The following is a 17,415-nucleotide window of genomic DNA, read 5'->3' as shown; positions in this document are numbered from 1 at the left end:
AGCACGGACGTGGCCGAGAGCACCATCCAGGACCACCCGCTCACGGGCTGGGACAAGCCGGAGCTGGACCTCAGCAACGCCGAGTGGCACTCCAGCAGCCGCGGGCTGGGGGACGTACAGATCGCCTTTGTCGAGGGTTTCATCGCGATGCGCAACAGCGGCCGCCCGGAGAGTCCTTCCTTGATCTTCACGCCGGCGGAGTGGGGTGCGTTCGTGTCCGGCGCACGGGAAGGCGAGTTCGACCTCACCTGAGCCGGGACGGGCGGGACCGGCCCTGAGCGTTCCGCCCGTTTTCCGGACCCGCGACATCATCGCCCGCACGCCTGGGACGCCGTCCTGCGCGGCGAACCCGCGGCGTCGAGGTGCCCTTCCGGCCACCCCCGCCTTCACATACGCCGACCGCCCCGGCCGTGACCGGCCTGAGGGGCGCGGGGCTGTATCGACATGCGGCTCCGCCCCGTGGGCACGACCAGCCCCCACGTTGCCGTACCCCGCAACCGCCCTCGGCCCACCACCCACCGACCCGCCCCGGCCACGTACCATTGGCCGCATGTCGTTCCTCCGCCGCCGCAGCGCCACCCCCGCCGGGCCCGACTTCGACGTACTGGCCATGGACCCGGGCGACTGGCCCGGCAATCTGGGCGCCGGTCTGCTGCCCGCACCCGACGGCACCTGCCAGGGCGTCTTCCTGCGCTACGACCTGTTCGGCGGTCGCGGCCCGGCGATGATCATCGGCAATCTGCCGGAGGGCTCCCCGGCCCGTGAGGTCGTCGAGGACGAGATCCCCTTCGAGGTGGCCCAGCTGCTGCTCGCGCTGGAGAACGAGGAGGACGTCACCGTCGTCGGCGCCGAGGACGTGCCCGTCATGCAGGGCGACAACCTGCTGATCGTGCGCCGCCTCAAGCTCTCCGAGAGCCGGATCTCCTGCGTGCAGTTCGACCGCAGCGACAAGGTCCTGGTCACCATCGCCGCCTGGGACCGCCCCATCACCGACGACCTGTACGCCCTGCTGAAACCGCTGCCCGCGGAGCTGTTCCAGCAGGGCTGACGATCTACCGGGACGGCTCTTCGCGCACGTCGGCCGCCCGCACGTACGCCACCCGGTGGCCGAACTGGATCTCGTAGTAGAGATCCTTCCCGACGACCACCCTGTGCGAGTCCGTCGTGAAGGTGAGCGCGGAGTAGTACTCGCCCGGCACCTTGTCACCCACCACGTACTTCTGCCCCGCGGGCAGTCTGTACGGCAGCGGAGACACCGCCTGCGCGGGCACGTCCGCCGGATACGCCGCCGCCTCCGGGTACGCGCGCCCGTACACGGGAATCTGCGCCAGCCCTTTCCTGGGGGTGACGACGACACCGGAGGCGTCCACCGCCGTCGGCTGGTTCTTCGGGTTCTTGAACCAGGCCTTCTGGCCCAGGTACCAGATCGCCGTCCAGGGGCCCTGTCTGCCCGCGACCGCGTACTGCTGGCCGGTGGAGACCCGTGAGCCGATGTCGTTGACGCCGATCGTCGAGGAGTCCCCCGAGGGACGCAGGCCGATGTCCTTGATCAGCGCGGAGTTGTCGTCCGGCTGCGAGTGCAGCCGGACCTCGCTGGAGCCGTGGGCCGGACAGGGCTCGCCCTGCGCCGTGCAGCCCGTGAAGACGGGCCGGTGGGTGGGGTAGTCGGGCAGGATCGTCACCAGGCCCGCGCCGGCCCGCGTGCCGAACGGGCGGCCGATCAGGGTGAAGTAGTGCTGCCAGTCCCAGTAGGGGCCGGGGTCGGTGTGCATGCCGGGGATCGTCGATGTGGTCGGGCCTGGCACGTTGTCGTGGCCGAGGATGTGCTGCCGGTCCAGCGGGATGTCGTACCTGGCGGCGAGATGTTTCACCAGGCGGGCCGACGCCCGGTACATCGCCTCCGTGTACCAGGCGTCCGGGGCCGCCAGGAAGCCCTCGTGCTCCAGGCCGATCGACTTGGAGTTGACGTACCAGTTCCCGGAGTGCCAGCCGACGTCCTTGGCCTTGAGGTGCTGGGCGATGTGGCCGTCGGTGGAGCGCAGGCTGTAGTTCCACGACACATAGGCCGGGTCCTGCACCAGGTTGAGGACGCCGTCCCAGGCGCCCTCCGTGTCGTGGATGATGATGTAGTCGATGCTTTGGGACGCGGGCCGGTCGCCGAGGTCGTGGTTGCCGTAGTCACCCTCGCCGAACTGCTCGTACGGTGCCGGGATCCACTCGCAGGCCACCGTCGTGGGGCACTCGGTCTGTGCGGCCGAGGCATCACGCAGCCCGGCCTGGGCCAGTTGCCCGGTCTCGGGAGCCAGGCCCGGCCGGGCCGCCAGGGTGACCTGCTGCCCGGCGTCCGTGATGCGCTGCTCGCCGGTGCGGAGCACTGCGTACACGTCGTTCGCGTACGCCGCCGCCGTCGCGCTGTCGTCGGCGGCCGAGAAGCGGGCCACCGCGCCGTACCAGTCGGCCGGATCGTCGCTGAGCGGCTCGCCCAGGTCCTTCTGGGCGGCGGCCAGCAGCGCGGCGCCGCCCGCCACATTGGCCGCTGGGTCCGTACGCAGGTCCTCGGCCGGAAGACCGGTCAGCTCGGCTGCCTTCGTCAACGTCGTGAGACGGGCCGGGAGTTCGGTGCTCGCCGGTACGGTCCTGGGCGGCAGGGGAGCGCGGGCGCTGTCGCCGCGGGCGTCCTCGGTGCCCTCGCTGTGGTGCGGGGCATTCGCCAGCGCGGTGCGGGCGTCGGTGAGGTGCATCGGGCCGTAGCCGCCGGCCACGCTCGGCGCACCGCCGTGCGCGTCCCAGCGCGACTGGAGATAGGACACGCCGAGGAGCACGCTCTGCGGCACGTGGTATTCGGCGGAAGCTGCGGCGAAGGCCCGCTGCAGCCCGTCCGCGGACGTCTCGGTCGGTGCCGCGCCGAGGAGCGGCAGCATGAGGGCCGCGGCCGTGACCGCCTGGACGGGTCTGCGACGGCCTCGGTCGGGAGCGGTGGCGGATCCTCGCAAAACAGCCTCCTGGGACGGACGAGTGCGATGAGCCGTGCGGGGCCGAATGCGCGTCTGTGCTGTCGGCCTGCCGACGATCCGTCAATCATGCCCAGAGAGGGGTGATTTATCATGTAATCCTAGGGTGTGCGGAGTTTCGTGGCGGCGGAGTCCATGGGTGCGCGCCGTCGCGCAGCGATCCCGCACATACGAAGATCCGCGGTACGCCGATGTTCCGGGCGTACCGCGGACCGCCGTCCCCGTCAGCGAGTACCGACCGCCGCGCGTACGGCCCGTCGGGCCAGCTGGCAGTCGTCGTGCAGCCGCCTGAGCAGCAGCCGCTGTTCCTCGCCGGACGGCGCAGCACCCGGGTGGGCCACTCCCGGTGCCGCCGGGGTCGCGTCGTGCATCGAACGCTGCACGGCCGTCTCGTAGGTACGGATCTCACGCGTCAGGACGAGCATCAGGTTCACCAGGAAGGCGTCCCGCGAGGCCGGTCCAGCCGACTGTGCGATCTGGCTGATCTGCCGCCGGGCCACCGGTGCGTCCCCGAGGACCGACCACAGCGTCGCCAGGTCGTATCCGGGCAGGTACCAGCCCGCGTGCTCCCAGTCCACCAGCACTGGACCGGCCGGTGACAGGAGGATGTTCGACAGCAGCGCGTCGCCGTGGCAGAACTGGCCCATGCCCTGCCGTCCCGCCGTTTGCGCGATGCCGTGCACCAGCTTCTGCAGGTCACCCATGTCCCGGTCGGTGAGCAGACCCAGCTCGTGGTACCGGGAGATGCGCGCCGCGTAGTCCAGCGGTGCGTCGAACGTGCCCGCGGGCGGCCGCCAGGCGTTGAGCCGGCAGATCGCGCCGAGTGCCGCCCTGATGTCCGCGCGCGGCGGGGCCTCGGCCGGGTGCCGCTGGAAGGCCGCCACCCGCCCCGGCATCCGCTCGATCACGAGCGTGCAGCTGTCCGGGTCCGCCGCGATCAGCCGGGGCACCCGCACGGGCGGGCGGTGCCGGACGAACGAGCGGTATGCAGCTATTTCGTGCCGGATGCGCTCGGCCCATGCTGGGGAGTGGTCCAGTAAACACTTCGCGACGGCCGTGCTGCGCCCTGTCGTCCCCACCAGGAGGACGGATCGCCCGCTGCGGCGCAGGACCTGGACCGGAGCGAACTCCGGGCAGATGCGATGCACCGACGCGACCGCCGTACGCAGCTGCGTGCCCTGAGGGCCGGACAAGTCGAGTCTCCCGCTGAGCGGTTGGGTGCCGACGCCCGCGGCGCGCGGCGGCCGGCCCGCTCCGAGCCGGGGAGGCGCGGGACGCGCGGGGTCGAGGTAGGGGCCGCTGCCCGCGGGGCGGGGACGCAGCGACCGGGGCGGGGCGGACACGGAAGATGATGCTGCGTACATGGGCGGAACAGATCCCTTCGTGTGCCTGCGACGTCGATGCGCTACCCGGCCCGGCCCCTCGGGTGCACCCTGGGGAATGTGCCCGATGTTCAACTGGCGACCGGGTCGGGGTGGCGCGTTCCTACCTGACACCCGATGCCCAGTGGCACACCATCTGGCGCACCCTGGCGAACCCTGGCGAATAGTCGCCCGGCAACTCTCACCGGGCTACTGTCAACTCAGCCGAGAACCTGGGGGCTTGACGTGAGCGGAGAACCCAACACCCGCCTGGCGGACCTGTTCGGCATGGCCGGCTGGTCCAAGGGCGAACTCGCGAGGCTGGTCAACCGGCAGGCGGCGGCCATGGGCCACCCCCAGCTGTCGACCGACACCTCCCGGGTGCGGCGTTGGATCGACATGGGAGAGATCCCGCGCGATCCCGTGCCGCGGGTGCTGGCGGCCCTGTTCACAGAGCGTCTCGGCCGTGTCGTGACCATCGAGGACCTCGGTCTGGTCCGGCACGGGCGTACGGGGAAACGGCAGGGCGGCGGGAGTGTGGAACATCCCGACGGTGTGCCGTGGGCGCCCGAACGGACCGCCGCGGTCCTCACCGAATTCACGGGAATGGACCTTATGCTCAACCGACGCGGCTTGGTGGGCGCGGGTGCCGCGCTCGCCGCGGGATCAGCACTCAGCAGCGCCATGCACGACTGGCTGCACACCGATCCGACCCTCTCGGCCGACGCTCCCGACCTCGACAATCCCTTGCACGCCGACCCCGCTGGGTTCGACCGCTATGAGGCCGCCCCCATCGGGTCCCAGGAGATCGAGGAACTGGAGCGCTCGGTCGAGGTGTTCCGAGCCTGGGACGCGGCCCGCGGCGGCGGGCTGCAACGCAAGGCCGTCGTGGGTCAGCTCAACGAAGTGGGCGGCATGCTCGCCTACCGTCACCCCGACCACCTCCAGCGGCGCCTGTGGGGCGTCGCCGCCAACCTCGCCGTCCTCGCGGGCTGGATGTCGCACGACGTCGGCCTGGAGCCCACGGCCCAGAAGTACTTCGTCATCGCCGCCCATGCGGCCCGTGAGGGCGGCGACCGGCCCCGTGCCGGGGAGGCGCTCTCCCGAGCGGCTCGCCAGATGGTGCACCTGGGCCGGCCCGACGACGCACTCGACCTCATGAAGCTCGCCCAGTCCGGCTCCGGCGAAGAGGTGCTGCCGCGCACCCGGGCGATGCTCCACACCATCGAGGCCTGGGCACAGGCGTCGATGGGCAAGGGGCAGGCGATGCGCCGCACCCTCGGACAGGCGGAGGATCTCTTCGTCTCCGACCGGGGCGACGTGCCGCCACCGAGCTGGATGCAGATGTTCAAGGAGGAGGACCTGTACGGCATGCAGGCCCTGGCCTACCGCACGCTGGCCGAGCACGAGCCGGGCGCGGCCGTGCACGCCCAGCACTACGCGGAGAAGGCCCTGGCCCTGCGGGTCGACGGGCGACAGCGGTCGAAGATCTTCGACTATCTGTCCATGGCCTCCGCCTGCTTCATCTCCGACGACCCCGAACAGGCCGACAGGTACGCGCGGTTGGCCCTGATGTCGATGGGCTCCAACTCCTCCCATCGCACCTGGGACCGGCTCCGCCAGATGTACCGGCTCACCGCCGAGTACTCCAGCTATCCGAGGATCAGTGAACTCCGGGAGGAGATCGAGCTCGCGCTGCCGAAACCGAAGGGCGGCAAGAGCACACGGGCATAGGCGCCCGTGCCACTGTTGTTTGTTCGGTTCAGTCGGCCACCCAACCGGCCACTCGGGCGATGAGCACGCAGGCGTCGTCCTCGCGCTCGAACTCGCCCAACTCCTCCACGACCGTCCGTACGCAGTCCTGTGCGGTGCGCGCCTCGCCGAAACGGGGAGCCAGGTCGAGGAGCCGATGCACCGCCTCCTCGCGGCTGCGCCCTGGCACCAGCCCGTCGGTGTACAGCACCAGCAGGTCGCCCGCGTCGAGGGGCACTTCGGCCTGCTCGTAGCCGGCACCCGAGGTCGCGCCGAGCAGGACGCCGTCCGGTGCGTCCAGTGAGCGCCCCGTCCCGTTGCGGAACAGCAGCGGGGCGGGGTGTCCTGCTTGCGCCCACACCAGCGTGCGGGTCCCGGGACGGTAGCGGCAGCAGACGGCGCTGCCCAGGGCCGGCTGCACGGTGGCGTCGAGCAACTGGTTGAGCCAGGACATCAGCTGGCCGGGCTCGGTGCCCGCCATCGCCATCCCGCGCAGCGCGCCCAGCAGCATCGCCATGCCGGACGTCACGGCGACGCCGTGTCCCGTGAGGTCGCCCACGCTCAACAGCGTGTCACCGTCGGCCAGTTGCAGCGCGTCGTACCAGTCGCCGCCGATCAGTGCGCTCGTCGACGAAGGGAGGTAGTGGGCCGCGAGGTCCAGGCTCTCGGCGCCCTGGTGCGGGAGCCGCAGGGAACCGCGCCACGGCGGCAGCACGGCCTCCTGCAACTCGACCGCCAGCCGGTGCTCGGTCTGCGCATGCTGCCGGTGGCGTTGCAGCGAGTCACGGGTCTCGCTCACCGCCCGCTGGCTGCGCCGCAGTTCGCTGACGTCGCGCAGCACGGCCCACATCGAGGCGGTGCTGCCGTCGGTGTCGAGCACGGGCTCGCCCATCATGTGCACGGTCCGTACGTCGCCGTCGGGGCGCACGACACGGAACTCCCCGTCGATCGGCATCGCGTCGACGAGACAGTCGGTGACCATCGCCGTCAGCTTCGGCCGGTCCTCGTCGAGTACCAGGGACGGCAGTTCGTCGAGGGTGAGCGGGGGAGCCGCGGGGTCGCGGCCCAGGATCTGGAAGAGCTCACCGGACCAGGTGGCCTCGTCCGTCAGCAGGTTCCACTCGGCGCTGCCGACCCGGCTGAGCAGCGAGCCGCGCCGGGGAGCGGGCGGCACGGCACGGACCGTGGACACCGGCTCCGGCGCCTTGGGCACGGGCGGCGGGCCCTCCCGCAGCTGCGCCAAGTGGGCGTCCAGGTCGTTGAGTTGATGCAGTGCCAGGTCGTACAGGGCGCGCTGCCATCGGTCCTGCGGATCCGATCCCTCGCTCTGGGCGTCCCGCCGTACGGCGTCCACGTCACCCTTGAGCCGCCGCGTCTGCGATATGAGCGCGTCGACCGAGCCGCGACCGGGCGGCTGGGCGGCTGGGCGGTCCGCAGAGAGATGGGACGGCATCAGGCACTCCGAGGGGGACAGTACGACCAAGGCGGGCGGAGGGACCGTTACGACTGTTGCACAGCCCGCGACGCGCTGTAAGGGATTTGGCAACACACGATACGGCGATGCTCCTGGCATATGCCACAGTCTTCAGAGCGCGCGTGCGTGGCGCGAATGAAGTACGTTGCCGAAGGGGCAAGTCGTAGGCGGCGTACGCGACTTGACTGATGGTCGACGGGTTCGGATGGGCGCTCAATTACGTGTTCGACGTGCGTCTGTTCTATGGGCGGGATGATCGCTCGAATGTGATGCAGGTCACGCCGTTGATTTCCGGTTTCCCGTAATGCAAACGGCATCTGCGGGGTCGTAAGAGACACCGGCACAACCGGCCGACCTCTCACCCGAGTGGAGACCGACCATGGACATCAGCCTCGAACAGCCCGCACGCGCCCTCCTCATCACCGCCGAGGAGGAGGAACTCCCTGTTTCCGCCACGCTTCGCTACACCTCCGCGGACCCGCTGGCCGTGCACATCGACTTCCCGCCCGAGGCCGCCCTCGACGGTGAGAGCGTCACCTGGACCTTCGGGCGCGCGTTGCTGGAGGACGGTCTGCGCGGCCCGGCGGGCGGCGGCGACGTGCACATCTGGCCGTGCGGCCGGGACCGGACGGTCATGGAACTCCACTCGCTGTACGGGCTGGCGCTGCTCCAGTTCCCCACGCCCGCCCTGCGTCGCTTCCTGCTGCGGACGTTCGCCGTGGTCGCGTCGGGGCAGGAGGACGTCGGCGATGCCGTCGACCGGGGACTGAGCGCGCTGTTCGGGAGTGTCTGAGTGTGCGAGAGGGGCGGCGAGGCGTGCGCGCCCCCAGCGTCAGCGGCCGGCGTACAGGTCCGGGCATGGGGCGAGTTCCACGGTCGTGCGGTGGCCGGTCTCCAGGGACCGGACCCCGGCCTCGGCGGCCACGGAAGCCGCGTAGCCGTCCCAGGCGGAGGGGCCGGTGACCCGGCCCTGCCGGGTGGCGTCGACCCAGGACCGCACCTCGCGGTCGTAGGCGTCCGAGAACCGTACGAGGTAGTCCTGCGCGACCTCTTCGCGGGCACTGCCGCCGGTGGTGACGAGCATGGTGCGGCCCTCGCCGATCCGGGCGCTGCCCCGCTCGCAGACGGCCTCACAGCGCACCTGGTAGCCGAAGCCGCAGTTGACGAAGACCTCCACGTCGACAAGAGCGCCGTGCTCGGTCTCGAAGAGCACGAACTGCGGGTCCAGCAGCCCTTCGGGGGCGCCGGCGGCGGACCGCGGACGCAGCACGGTCACCGCGGTCAGCTCCTGGCCGAGCAGCCAGCGGGCGGCGTCGATCTCGTGCGAGACGGAGCTGTTGATCAGCATCGCGGAGGTGAAGCCCGGCGGGGAGGACACGTTGCGGTGGGTGCAGTGCAGCATCAGCGGACGCCCCAACCGCCCGCCGTCCAGCAGCGACTTGAGCCGTCGGTACTCGGCGTCGTACCGCCGCATGAACCCGACCTGGGCCAGCCGCCGCCCGAGTCGTGCCTCCGCCTCCACGACGCGGAGCGCGCCGGTCGAGTCCGGCACCATGGGCTTCTCGCACAGCACCGGAAGCCGCCGCGAGAACGCCGCGAGCAGGGCCTCCTCGTGTGCCGGTCCGGGCGAGGCGATCAGTACGGCGTCGACGCCCGGCGCGTCGAGCGCGGCCGCCGTCTCCGCGTGCACCGCCACCCCGTCGATCCCGGCCGCCGCCTCCTTCGCCCGCGCGGTGTCGGGGTCGGCCACGGCGGCGACACGCGCCCCGCTCACCATGCACGCGAGCCGACGTATGTGGTCCGCCCCCATGTGCCCGGCACCCAGTACCGCCACGCCCAACAGGTCACCCACGTACGCGCTCCCTTTGTCGCCGACCGTCCTCGGCGCAGCGTAGACGCGCCAGGCACCGGAGCGTCAGTAGCGCAGCACTCCCGCGATCCCGGCGGCGTCCCGCAGAGTGCCGTCCGGTACGAAGCGGACCTCGGCGCCGGTCTCCAGGCACTGCTCGACGATCTCGTCCACGATGTCCTCGCGGGCGTCGAGGTCGCCGCTCTCGGCCGGGACGAGGTGCTCGCCGTCGTCGCGGACCGTCGCCCGGTAGTTCTCCTCTACGGCGAGCAGTCGCACCCGGGCCTCGCGGGCGTTCTGCCAGACCTCGTCCAGGCCCGCCGCGAACGCCCGCCGCCCGCGCGCCGATTCGAGTTCCCGCGCGACCTCGTCGCTGCTCTTGCGGTCCTGGGCGGCGACGATCGGCCGGACCGCCTGCCAGACGGCTTCGTGCGTGCCGTGTGCGAGGCCGCCGTGCGCGATGTGCACCGCCTCTTTGGTCACCGTTCCGATCTCGTCCAGCGCGGACAGGGCTGCCTGCTCGCCGGTGATGTACAGCGGGCGCGCGTCGTCCTTGAGGACCGCGCTCATCGCGGTGTCGGCGTCGCGCAGGAAGTGGCGGATGCCCTCGTCGCGGAAGGTGCTCGGCAGATCGCCGATCCGCTCCTGCCGCTCGGCGTCGAAGTTGTCGAAGGACCGGTTCAGCGGGAAGCCGCCGGCGCGGACCTCGGCGACCCGGTCCGTACCGCCGTTCCACAGCGAGACTCGGTCGGCGGAGACCGACAGCACCCAGAACGGGCGCTCGGCCGCCTGCGCCGAGACGAGGTTGCGGGTCAGGAAGGTGTCGGCCAGCACCACCCGCTCGGGCACCGGACGGGCGAGCGACCACACCTGGTGCTCACCCGGTGCGGCGAAGATCACCAGGCCGTCCTCGGTATGCGTGAGGTCGACTTCGGCGAGGGCCTGGTCGAGCTGTCGTTCGACGTCGGCACGCCGGTCCCGGCTGACCGCGGGATCGGACTCCAGCTGCTTCTTGGCCGCGGCCACGACATTGCGCAGCCGCACCGGGTCCTGGGCCTTCTCCGGTTCACGGCGGTGCGTCGGCGTCAGCACGGACACCGCCGGATAGGGGCGCGGACGGCGCAGCTCGGTGAGGGTCGCGGGGCTGAGTGCGTGCTCCATATCAGCACGATAGGCCCGATTCACCAATCGGGCACTCGGGGTAACTCGGCCAGGCATGAGGGGTGATCCGCTGTTGGCTCGCGGGCGTGGGCGGTGGGCATTGCATGACGTGCCCGAGCGCGTCGGACCCGGTCGGGTTCTGACCCGGCCGTCAGCCGTCGTCGTCATCGGAGCCGCAGGAACTGCCGCTGGCGGGCAGGGAGCCGTACAGCAGGAAGTCGTCGACCTTCTCGTGCACGCACTCGGAGGAGGCGTACCCGGTGTGTCCCTCGCCCCTGTTGTCGAGCACCACGGCCGAGGAGCCCAGCCGCCTCGCCGTCTCCGTGGTCCAGCGGTACGGCGTCGCCGGGTCGCCGCGGGTGCCCACGAGGAGCATCCTCGGGGTGTCGACGTCCCGGACCTGCTTGCGGATGAAGTCGGTGCCCTTGGGGCGGCCGTAGCACATCAGCACCTCGGTGAGGCGGTACTCGCCGAAGACCGGTGAGGCCTTCTCGTACTCGGTGCGCAGCCGGCCGAGGTTCCTCGTGATCCAGTCGGCGGTCGGGCGGTCGGGGTCGTCCGCGCAGTTGATCGCCATCAAGGCGGCCGGCAGGTTGTCGAAGGGGACGTCCTCCTCGTCCGTGAGATCGCCGTCGTCGCCCCGGGCCAAGCCGCCGCCGGTGAGGGCGAGCAGGCCCCGGGCGTCGCCGTCCTCGACGAGCGAGGCGATGGCACGTTCCAGCGTGGGCCACATGTCCTTGCTGTAGAGGGCCTGGCTGAGGGCGGCGACGAGGTCCTGCCCCGTGAAGGAGTCGCCGAAGTCGGTCGGCACCGGATCCTCGTCGAGCGACTCGACGAGCGTCACGACGTTTTCCCGGGCCGTGCGGGAGTCGGTCCCGAGCGGACAGGCGACATCGCCCTCGGCGCACCACGCGACGAAGGCGTCCAGCGCGGTCTGCTGCCCTTGCGCGCCCACGAGGGCCTGCTCGGTCAGCGGCTCCGTGAGCGTGTCCACGCCGTCGAGGGCCAGTCGGCCGACCTTGTCCGGGAACTGCGCCGCGTACACGGCGCCGAGCCGGGTGCCGTAGGAGAAACCGAGGTAGTTGAGCTTCTTGTCGCCGAGGGCCTGGCGTATGACGTCCAGGTCGCGGGAGGCGTCCACGGTGCCGATGTGGGGGAGCACGGGGCCGGAGTGCTTCGCGCACTGGGTGGCGGCCTGCTTCAACTGCCTGAGGACCGATTGCGGGTCGTCGGTGAGGTCCGTGTCCGTGTCCATCGCCTCCGAGGCCGCGTCGGCGGCGTCGCCGCAGCTGACCGGGGAGGATCTGCCGACGCCGCGCGGGTCGAAGGAGACCACGTCGTAGCCGTCCGTCAGTTCCATGAATTCGTCGCCGCCGAAAGCGAGTTCGGGGACGCCGGGGCCGCCGGGGCCGCCGAAGTTCAGCACCACCGAGCCACGCGACTCGCCGGTGGCCCGGTAGCGGGCGAGGGCCAGGTCGAGCGTGCCGGACTTCGGCTTCGCGTAGTCGAGGGGGACGGTGACCTTGCCGCACTGGAGATCCTTCGGCATCGACTTGCTCTCGCACTTCGTCCACACGACCTTCTGCCGGTAGAACCGCGTCAGGTCGGACTCGGTGTCGCGTACGGCCACCGCCGGCAGCCCCGCCGCCAGCACGGCCAGCCCGACCGCGCCGGTGAGCGTGGAGCGCCGGACCGTGAGGCGCGTCGTCAGCTTGGCCAGCATCCATGCCTCCAGAGGCGCCCGCCGGGGACCGGAATCAGCGCCTCCGATCACGATAGGCGGCCGTCGGAACCCACGCCTCCGGGCGAGCGGGATCGCGTGCGGCGCCCTACCCTGTGCGCCCTCGACGCATAGGTCGGCTTTGCCGACAGTTCGATAACTGTGCCGCTCGATGGGGTGAAAGGCCGATAAGCCATAACTCGGATGGTTCACCTGCGTTTTATCCGGTGCGGGCGACTGCCCGCGACCATGTCTGGAAGGCAGGGAACCTATGAGACGGGTTACCCGAAACGGTGTGATCGCCGTCGTCGCCGCGTCCGGCGCGATGGCAGTGACAGTGCCTGCGTACGCCGACTCCGCGGCCGAGGGTGCCGCAATCGGCTCGCCCGGGCTGATCTCCGGCAACACCATCCAGTTCCCGGTGCACGTGCCGGTGAACGTGTGCGGGAACACCGTGAACGTGGTGGGGCTCCTCAATCCGGCGGCGGGCAACGAGTGCGCCAACGAGAGCGGGGGCGGGACACGGGGCGGGAAGCCCGGCGGGGCCGCCGCGGAGAGCCGCGGAAAGGATTCGCCGGGTCTGTTGTCCGGCAACGCTGTGCAGGTCCCGGTCCACCTCCCGGTGAACGTCAGCGGCAACACCGTGAACGTGGTCGGCGCCGGCAACGCCGCCACCGGCAACGAGTCCGTGAACACCTCCGGCGACCGGCCCGACCGGCCCGACCGCCCGTCGACGCACCCGGCCCCCAGGCCGGCGGCGCCGGACACACCTCCCGAGGTCATCCCGCCCGCTTCGCGGGCCCCCGCGGCGGCCCTCGCCGACACGGGATCCGGCGGGATGCTCCCCGCGGTCGCGGGCAGCGCGGCTCTGATGCTGGGCGGAGCCGTCCTGTACCGGCGTTTCCGCGCCGAGGCCGCTCACTGACCGGGACGTCCCGGTGACGGACGGCCCCACCGGACCCGTGCCCGGTGGGGCCGCGTGTCAGCCGCGCCCTCGGTGGAAACTCCGGTGCAACTCCCGTACTTCCGCGGTCAGTTCGGGCACCGGGCCGGCCACCGCCACGCCGGGCGCGACCTCGTTGACGGGCAGCGTCCGCACCGGAGGCGCGGGCACGTTGAACTCGGCCAGCCACGAGGCGAGTTGGTCGGACGAGGCGACGTACACGATGCGGCCGAGGCCCACCCACGCGTGCGCGGCCGCGCACATCGGGCAGTGCTCGCCGGAGGTGTACACGGTGGCGGCGGCCCGCTCCTGCGCGGTCATATGCGCCGCGGACCAGCGCGCCAGCTCCAACTCGGGGTGTCGCGTGCGGTCGCCGGAGGCCACCCGGTTGTGGTCCTCGGCGAGCACCGCGCCGCCCGCGTCCACCAGGACCGACCCGAACGGCTCGTCACCGGCCCGCAGCGCCTCGGCCGCCAGCTCCACACAGCGGCGCAGATACGGCAGCTCGGTCTCCTTCACGACCATGGTGTACGACCTCTCCCGCGACGTGATCTTCACGCCGCAGCCTATGTCCGGCGCCGCGCGGCCGGGAAGGCGTGCCGTCGCGGGCGAGGTGCGCACGCCGGTGCCGTCGGCCGAGCGCCACCGCGGCGAGCGCGGCCGGCATCTGCGGCAGCGCGGTCCAGGACAGGGACCGGGCTCGCGCGTTCTCCAGGAGGACACCGCCGGTGAGCGAACCGGCCGCGATGCCCGCGTGGTGGCCGTCGTCTGTGGTGTGGTGGCCACGCCCGCCCGGGCCGCACCCAGCCGCGAGGGGGCGGTCTGGACCAGCGTGGGCGCCCAGCCGAACGAGGCGCCCCGCAGCGCCGGCCGCGGGTGCGGCCACGGCACCGCCACCAGGCTCACCCGCGCCGGCAGCACCGCCACGACCGGCGGGCACAGCGACTGGCCGCGGCAGCGGCGGTCGGTGCCTCGGCGAGCCGCGGCGGCGCCCAACGCCGCCGCAACGCGGTGCTCCAGCGGGGCGCGAGCGTGCGACGGGCGGCCCGATGACCCGGATCCCGGCGACCGTGGCCGCTCCGAACACCAGCAGCACAGCCGGGTGCCCGGCGCCTCACCCGGGAAGCCGCGCATCCGCGCGACCGCACGCACCCCGGACGGGCGGCAGATACGCGGGTCGACGGACTCGGGCCCGGTCACGGAGACGATCCGCGCGATCCTGCCGTTCGTCTCCGGATCCGACGAGGTCCTGCAGCCCTCCGACTGCCTCTCCCCTCCCGGGGACCGCCGCATCCTGCGTGGCCACGTCGACGGCATCCAGGCCCGGAGCGAAGGCTTGGCTTGCAACCGCCACTGGCTGAGCGCGTGTTGGGGCGCGGTGAGCGGCGCGTCGGGCCGTAGCGGAGCGGTAAAGCGGTTGCACTGGAGCGGCAAAGCGGTTGCCACTCGGGCATCCTGGTGCTGGAGTGAGCACATGGATCATGCCGGTGTACTCGCCCTGTTCGACCGGGACATGCGCGAAGGCGCTCAACCGGACGCTCCCGACGCCCGGGTCGAGCGGGCCGGGCGTGTGGTGCGCCAAGTGTCCTCGCCGCAGGGCTGGAACGGCGTCGTGTGGTCCGACCTGGACGAGGCGAGCGCGGATGAGGCGATAGCCGGGCAGATCGCGTACTTCTCCGGCCTCGGCCGCGAGTTCGAGTGGAAGCTCTACGGTCACGACCTGCCCGTCGACCTGGGGCAGCGGCTCCGGGACGCCGGGTTCACGGCCCAGCCGGAGGAGACGCTGATGATCGGCGAGGTCGCCGATCTGACCCTCGACGCCGAGCCGCCCGAGGGCATCCGCGTCCTTCCCGTGACCGACCGGGCCGGCGTCGACCTCGTCGCGGACGTGCACGAGAAGGCGTTCGGCACGGACGGGTCCCGGATGCGGCACCAGTTGCTCGCCCGGCTCACGGACGACCCCGAGTCGGTCGTCGCCGTGGTCGCCCTTGCCGGTGACACGCCGGTGAGCGCGGCCCGGATGGAGATGGTGCCGGGCACCCGGTTCGCCGGGCTGTGGGGCGGCGGCACCGTCGAGGAGTGGCGTGGGCGCGGCATCTACCGTGCGCTGGTCGCCCACCGGGCGCGGGCCGCGGTGGATCGTGGCTACCGGTATCTCCAGGTCGACGCCATGAGCCGGAGCCGCCCGATCCTCGAACGGCTGGGCTTCCAGCCGCTGAGCACCACGACGCCGTACGCGTACGTGCCGTAAGAGCGCGCCTCGTCGGTCAGGTCAGGCCCTCAGCTCAGGCCGAACGTGTCCGCCAGCGCGTCCATTTGGGCCGTGAGCAGGGTGGCTCCGTCGTGCCCCATGCCGTCGAACTGGCCGGACACCTCCAGGCCGACCACCCCGTGCATGTGCGACCAGGCGAGTACGGCACCCGCCAGCGCGGTGCCTTGGTCGACGGTGGGCGCATTGAGGCGTACCCATGCCGATACCGGCGTGTCCGCGTCGGCCCAGACGTGCATCTGCGCCACTACGGGCCGCACGGCCGGCGACGGCTCCGCCCCCTCGAAGGCGGGCAGGAACGGCGCGAGTACCGCCCGCGCGCTGTCGACCGTCTCCGGGGGCGCGGTGTACCCGGGCACGGGCGTGCCCTGGATCAGCAGATAGCGGTGCGGCTGCGCGACCGCCCAGCCCCGGCACGCCGTCGCCAGGGCGTGCAGCCGGGCCCGCGGTGAGGTGGTCGCGGGCAGCGTGTCCGCGGCCTTGGCGGCCGCGGAGGCCAGATCGGCGTACGCGTCCCGGATCAGGTCGGTGAGCAGGGCGTCCCGGCTGTCGAAGTAGCGGTAGAGGGCCGGGCCCGACAGGCCCACCTCCTTGGCGATCCGCGTCAGCGCCACGGCCCCCGTACCGCCCTCGGCCAGCTGCCGGAGCGCGATCTCCTTGATCTCCGCGCGCGTCTGCTCGCGATAACGCGCCCTCGGGCTCTGTGTGCTCCCGGCCACGGTCGACTCCCTTCCCGACGTCGCGACACACCCTAACGAAGGTCCGCGTACCCCACTCTTGTGATGCTCTATCGTAAGAGTTACAGTCTCTAACAACAGCAATAGAGCATCACGAGAAGGGATTCATCATGACCGGCACTCAGGAGCCCCGCGTCCTGCACACCGTCCTTGGCTCAGGCCCCGCGGGAACGGCGCTCGCCCGCGAACTGGTACGCCGCGGCCACTCCGTGCGTCTCGTCGACCGCAAGGGCGACGGACCCGTGATCGAGGGAGTCGAGCGGTACGCCGTCGACGTCGGCACGGCCGACGGAGCACGCGAGGCCATAGCCGGTGCCGCTGTCGTGTACCACTGCGTCAACGTCGGCTATCACCTCCAGGTCGAGGTGATGCCCCGCATCCAGGACGCCGTCCTCGGTGCCGTCGAGGCCTCCGGCGCGCGGCTGGTCGTACTCGACACGCTGTATCCGTACGGCGAGACCGGGGGAGCGGTGATGACCGAGGACACCCCGTGGAAGGCGACGACCCGTAAGGGCCGGATGCGTGCCGAACTCGACGAGAAGTACCTCGCCGCGTACCGCGAGGGCCGCGCCAGGGTCGTCCTGGCGCGATCCGCCGACTTCGTGGGCCCCGGCGTGGTCGGCTCCACCCTCGGCGGGGCGGTGTTCCCCGCGGCGCTCACCGGCGGTGAGGTCCCCGGGATCGGCGACATCGACCTGCCGCACAGCTACACGAGCATCGCCGACGTGGCCGCGGGCCTCGCGACCCTCGGCGAGCACCCCGAGGGCGACGGCCGTGTCTGGCATCTGCCCACGGCGCCCGCGGTCAGCACCCGCGAGATCCTCACCATGATCGAGCGGCGGGTGGGCCGCCCGCTGAACCTCGTGACGGTCGGCGAGCCCCGCCCCTTCGGCCCTTTCGACGAGCAGTTCATGGCCGAGTACGCGGAGATGTTCTACCAGCACACCGAGCCCCAGATCATGGACTCCTCGGCCTTCGAGCGGGCCTTCGGCGTGGCTCCGGCGCCGCTGGAGGAGACGGTGGAGGCGACGGTGACCTGGTACCGGGAGTGGCTCGCGAGCCTGTGAGGTGCGAGTCGCCGGCGGCCGTGTCCGCCCTCCGCCGTGCATGGACCAGCGCGCGTCATTGCGCGGGACGC

Annotated in this window: 15 protein-coding genes; 7 read left to right on the top strand and 8 right to left on the bottom strand. The window is 71.7% G+C overall.

Going from position 1 to position 17,415, the window contains the following annotated elements:
- The first annotated feature begins 9 nt into the window (after positions 1-9).
- Both GFH49_RS34390 and GFH49_RS34385 read left to right on the top strand, forming a co-directional pair.
- Entirely contained in the window at positions 10-252 is a 243-nt protein-coding gene (locus GFH49_RS34390; protein WP_155059979.1) for a DUF397 domain-containing protein, read from the top strand.
- Positions 253-550: 298 nt separating this feature from the next.
- Positions 551-1,048, top strand: a complete 498-nt coding sequence (locus tag GFH49_RS34385) for a hypothetical protein (protein ID WP_155059978.1) — start codon at positions 551-553, stop codon at positions 1,046-1,048.
- A gap of 4 nt (positions 1,049-1,052) precedes the next feature.
- On the opposite strand, the gene GFH49_RS34380 is transcribed toward GFH49_RS34385, so the two are convergent.
- Positions 1,053-2,993 carry an N-acetylmuramoyl-L-alanine amidase gene (locus GFH49_RS34380; RefSeq protein WP_408055983.1) on the bottom strand — a complete coding sequence of 647 codons (1,941 nt, stop codon included), beginning with the start codon at positions 2,991-2,993 and terminating at the stop codon, positions 1,053-1,055.
- A gap of 242 nt (positions 2,994-3,235) precedes the next feature.
- Entirely contained in the window at positions 3,236-4,375 is a 1,140-nt protein-coding gene (locus GFH49_RS34375; protein WP_155059977.1) for an aminoglycoside phosphotransferase family protein, read from the bottom strand.
- Between the two features lie 243 nt (positions 4,376-4,618).
- On the opposite strand from GFH49_RS34375, the gene GFH49_RS34370 reads away from it, so the two are divergent.
- Positions 4,619-6,106, top strand: a complete 1,488-nt coding sequence (locus GFH49_RS34370; protein WP_155059976.1) for a DNA-binding protein NsdB — start codon at positions 4,619-4,621, stop codon at positions 6,104-6,106.
- 28 nt (positions 6,107-6,134) lie between these two features.
- Here GFH49_RS34370 and GFH49_RS34365 read toward each other — a convergent pair whose 3' ends face one another.
- A complete protein-coding gene (locus tag GFH49_RS34365) occupies positions 6,135-7,577 on the bottom strand; it encodes a PP2C family protein-serine/threonine phosphatase (RefSeq protein ID WP_155059975.1) in 1,443 nt (480 codons plus the stop codon).
- A 400-nt stretch (positions 7,578-7,977) separates the two neighbouring features.
- Between GFH49_RS34365 and GFH49_RS34360 the strand changes: the two genes are divergently transcribed.
- On the top strand, positions 7,978-8,391 hold the full coding sequence (locus GFH49_RS34360) for an SsgA family sporulation/cell division regulator (RefSeq protein ID WP_155059974.1): 414 nt from the start codon (positions 7,978-7,980) through the stop codon (positions 8,389-8,391).
- A 39-nt stretch (positions 8,392-8,430) separates the two neighbouring features.
- Here GFH49_RS34360 and GFH49_RS34355 read toward each other — a convergent pair whose 3' ends face one another.
- The 3 genes from GFH49_RS34355 to GFH49_RS34345 form a co-directional block, all read right to left on the bottom strand.
- Positions 8,431-9,450, bottom strand: coding sequence for a Gfo/Idh/MocA family protein (locus GFH49_RS34355; RefSeq protein WP_155059973.1), 1,020 nt, complete (start codon positions 9,448-9,450; stop codon positions 8,431-8,433).
- A 63-nt stretch (positions 9,451-9,513) separates the two neighbouring features.
- Positions 9,514-10,608, bottom strand: coding sequence for a baeRF3 domain-containing protein (locus GFH49_RS34350; protein WP_155059972.1), 1,095 nt, complete (start codon positions 10,606-10,608; stop codon positions 9,514-9,516).
- Positions 10,609-10,759: 151 nt separating this feature from the next.
- A complete protein-coding gene (locus GFH49_RS34345) occupies positions 10,760-12,331 on the bottom strand; it encodes an alpha/beta hydrolase (protein ID WP_155059971.1) in 1,572 nt (523 codons plus the stop codon).
- A gap of 268 nt (positions 12,332-12,599) precedes the next feature.
- On the opposite strand from GFH49_RS34345, the gene GFH49_RS41310 reads away from it, so the two are divergent.
- On the top strand, positions 12,600-13,253 hold the full coding sequence (locus GFH49_RS41310; protein WP_155059970.1) for a chaplin: 654 nt from the start codon (positions 12,600-12,602) through the stop codon (positions 13,251-13,253).
- A 57-nt stretch (positions 13,254-13,310) separates the two neighbouring features.
- Here the strand turns inward: GFH49_RS41310 and GFH49_RS34335 are convergent, their stop codons facing one another.
- Entirely contained in the window at positions 13,311-13,796 is a 486-nt protein-coding gene (locus GFH49_RS34335) for a nucleoside deaminase (protein WP_155059969.1), read from the bottom strand.
- A gap of 949 nt (positions 13,797-14,745) precedes the next feature.
- Here GFH49_RS34335 and GFH49_RS34330 point away from each other — a divergent pair.
- Complete coding sequence (locus GFH49_RS34330; protein ID WP_155060010.1) at positions 14,746-15,522, top strand: GNAT family N-acetyltransferase; 777 nt, start codon at positions 14,746-14,748, stop codon at positions 15,520-15,522.
- 29 nt (positions 15,523-15,551) lie between these two features.
- Here the strand turns inward: GFH49_RS34330 and GFH49_RS34325 are convergent, their stop codons facing one another.
- Complete coding sequence (locus GFH49_RS34325; protein WP_155059968.1) at positions 15,552-16,259, bottom strand: TetR/AcrR family transcriptional regulator; 708 nt, start codon at positions 16,257-16,259, stop codon at positions 15,552-15,554.
- Between the two features lie 128 nt (positions 16,260-16,387).
- On the opposite strand from GFH49_RS34325, the gene GFH49_RS34320 reads away from it, so the two are divergent.
- Complete coding sequence (locus GFH49_RS34320) at positions 16,388-17,344, top strand: NAD-dependent epimerase/dehydratase family protein (protein WP_155059967.1); 957 nt, start codon at positions 16,388-16,390, stop codon at positions 17,342-17,344.
- Positions 17,345-17,415: the final 71 nt, after the last annotated feature.

Source organism: Streptomyces blattellae, from assembly GCF_009709555.1.
GTDB classification, from domain to species: Bacteria; Actinomycetota; Actinomycetes; order Streptomycetales; family Streptomycetaceae; genus Streptomyces; species Streptomyces blattellae.
This window is presented reverse-complemented; position numbering and strand designations above follow the sequence as displayed.

What these genes read in the sequence shown, in the direction of transcription:
- GFH49_RS34365 (WP_155059975.1), bottom strand. Translation starts at nt 7,577, where the DNA reads ATGCCGTCCCATCTCTCTGCGGACCGCCCAGCCGCCCAGCCGCCCGGT.
- GFH49_RS41310 (WP_155059970.1), top strand. Translation starts at nt 12,600, where the DNA reads ATGAGACGGGTTACCCGAAACGGTGTGATCGCCGTCGTCGCCGCGTCC.
- GFH49_RS34320 (WP_155059967.1), top strand. Translation starts at nt 16,388, where the DNA reads ATGACCGGCACTCAGGAGCCCCGCGTCCTGCACACCGTCCTTGGCTCA.
- GFH49_RS34345 (WP_155059971.1), bottom strand. Translation starts at nt 12,331, where the DNA reads ATGCTGGCCAAGCTGACGACGCGCCTCACGGTCCGGCGCTCCACGCTC.
- GFH49_RS34360 (WP_155059974.1), top strand. Translation starts at nt 7,978, where the DNA reads ATGGACATCAGCCTCGAACAGCCCGCACGCGCCCTCCTCATCACCGCC.
- GFH49_RS34330 (WP_155060010.1), top strand. Translation starts at nt 14,746, where the DNA reads ATGGATCATGCCGGTGTACTCGCCCTGTTCGACCGGGACATGCGCGAA.
- GFH49_RS34335 (WP_155059969.1), bottom strand. Translation starts at nt 13,796, where the DNA reads ATGGTCGTGAAGGAGACCGAGCTGCCGTATCTGCGCCGCTGTGTGGAG.
- GFH49_RS34375 (WP_155059977.1), bottom strand. Translation starts at nt 4,375, where the DNA reads ATGTACGCAGCATCATCTTCCGTGTCCGCCCCGCCCCGGTCGCTGCGT.
- GFH49_RS34350 (WP_155059972.1), bottom strand. Translation starts at nt 10,608, where the DNA reads ATGGAGCACGCACTCAGCCCCGCGACCCTCACCGAGCTGCGCCGTCCG.
- GFH49_RS34385 (WP_155059978.1), top strand. Translation starts at nt 551, where the DNA reads ATGTCGTTCCTCCGCCGCCGCAGCGCCACCCCCGCCGGGCCCGACTTC.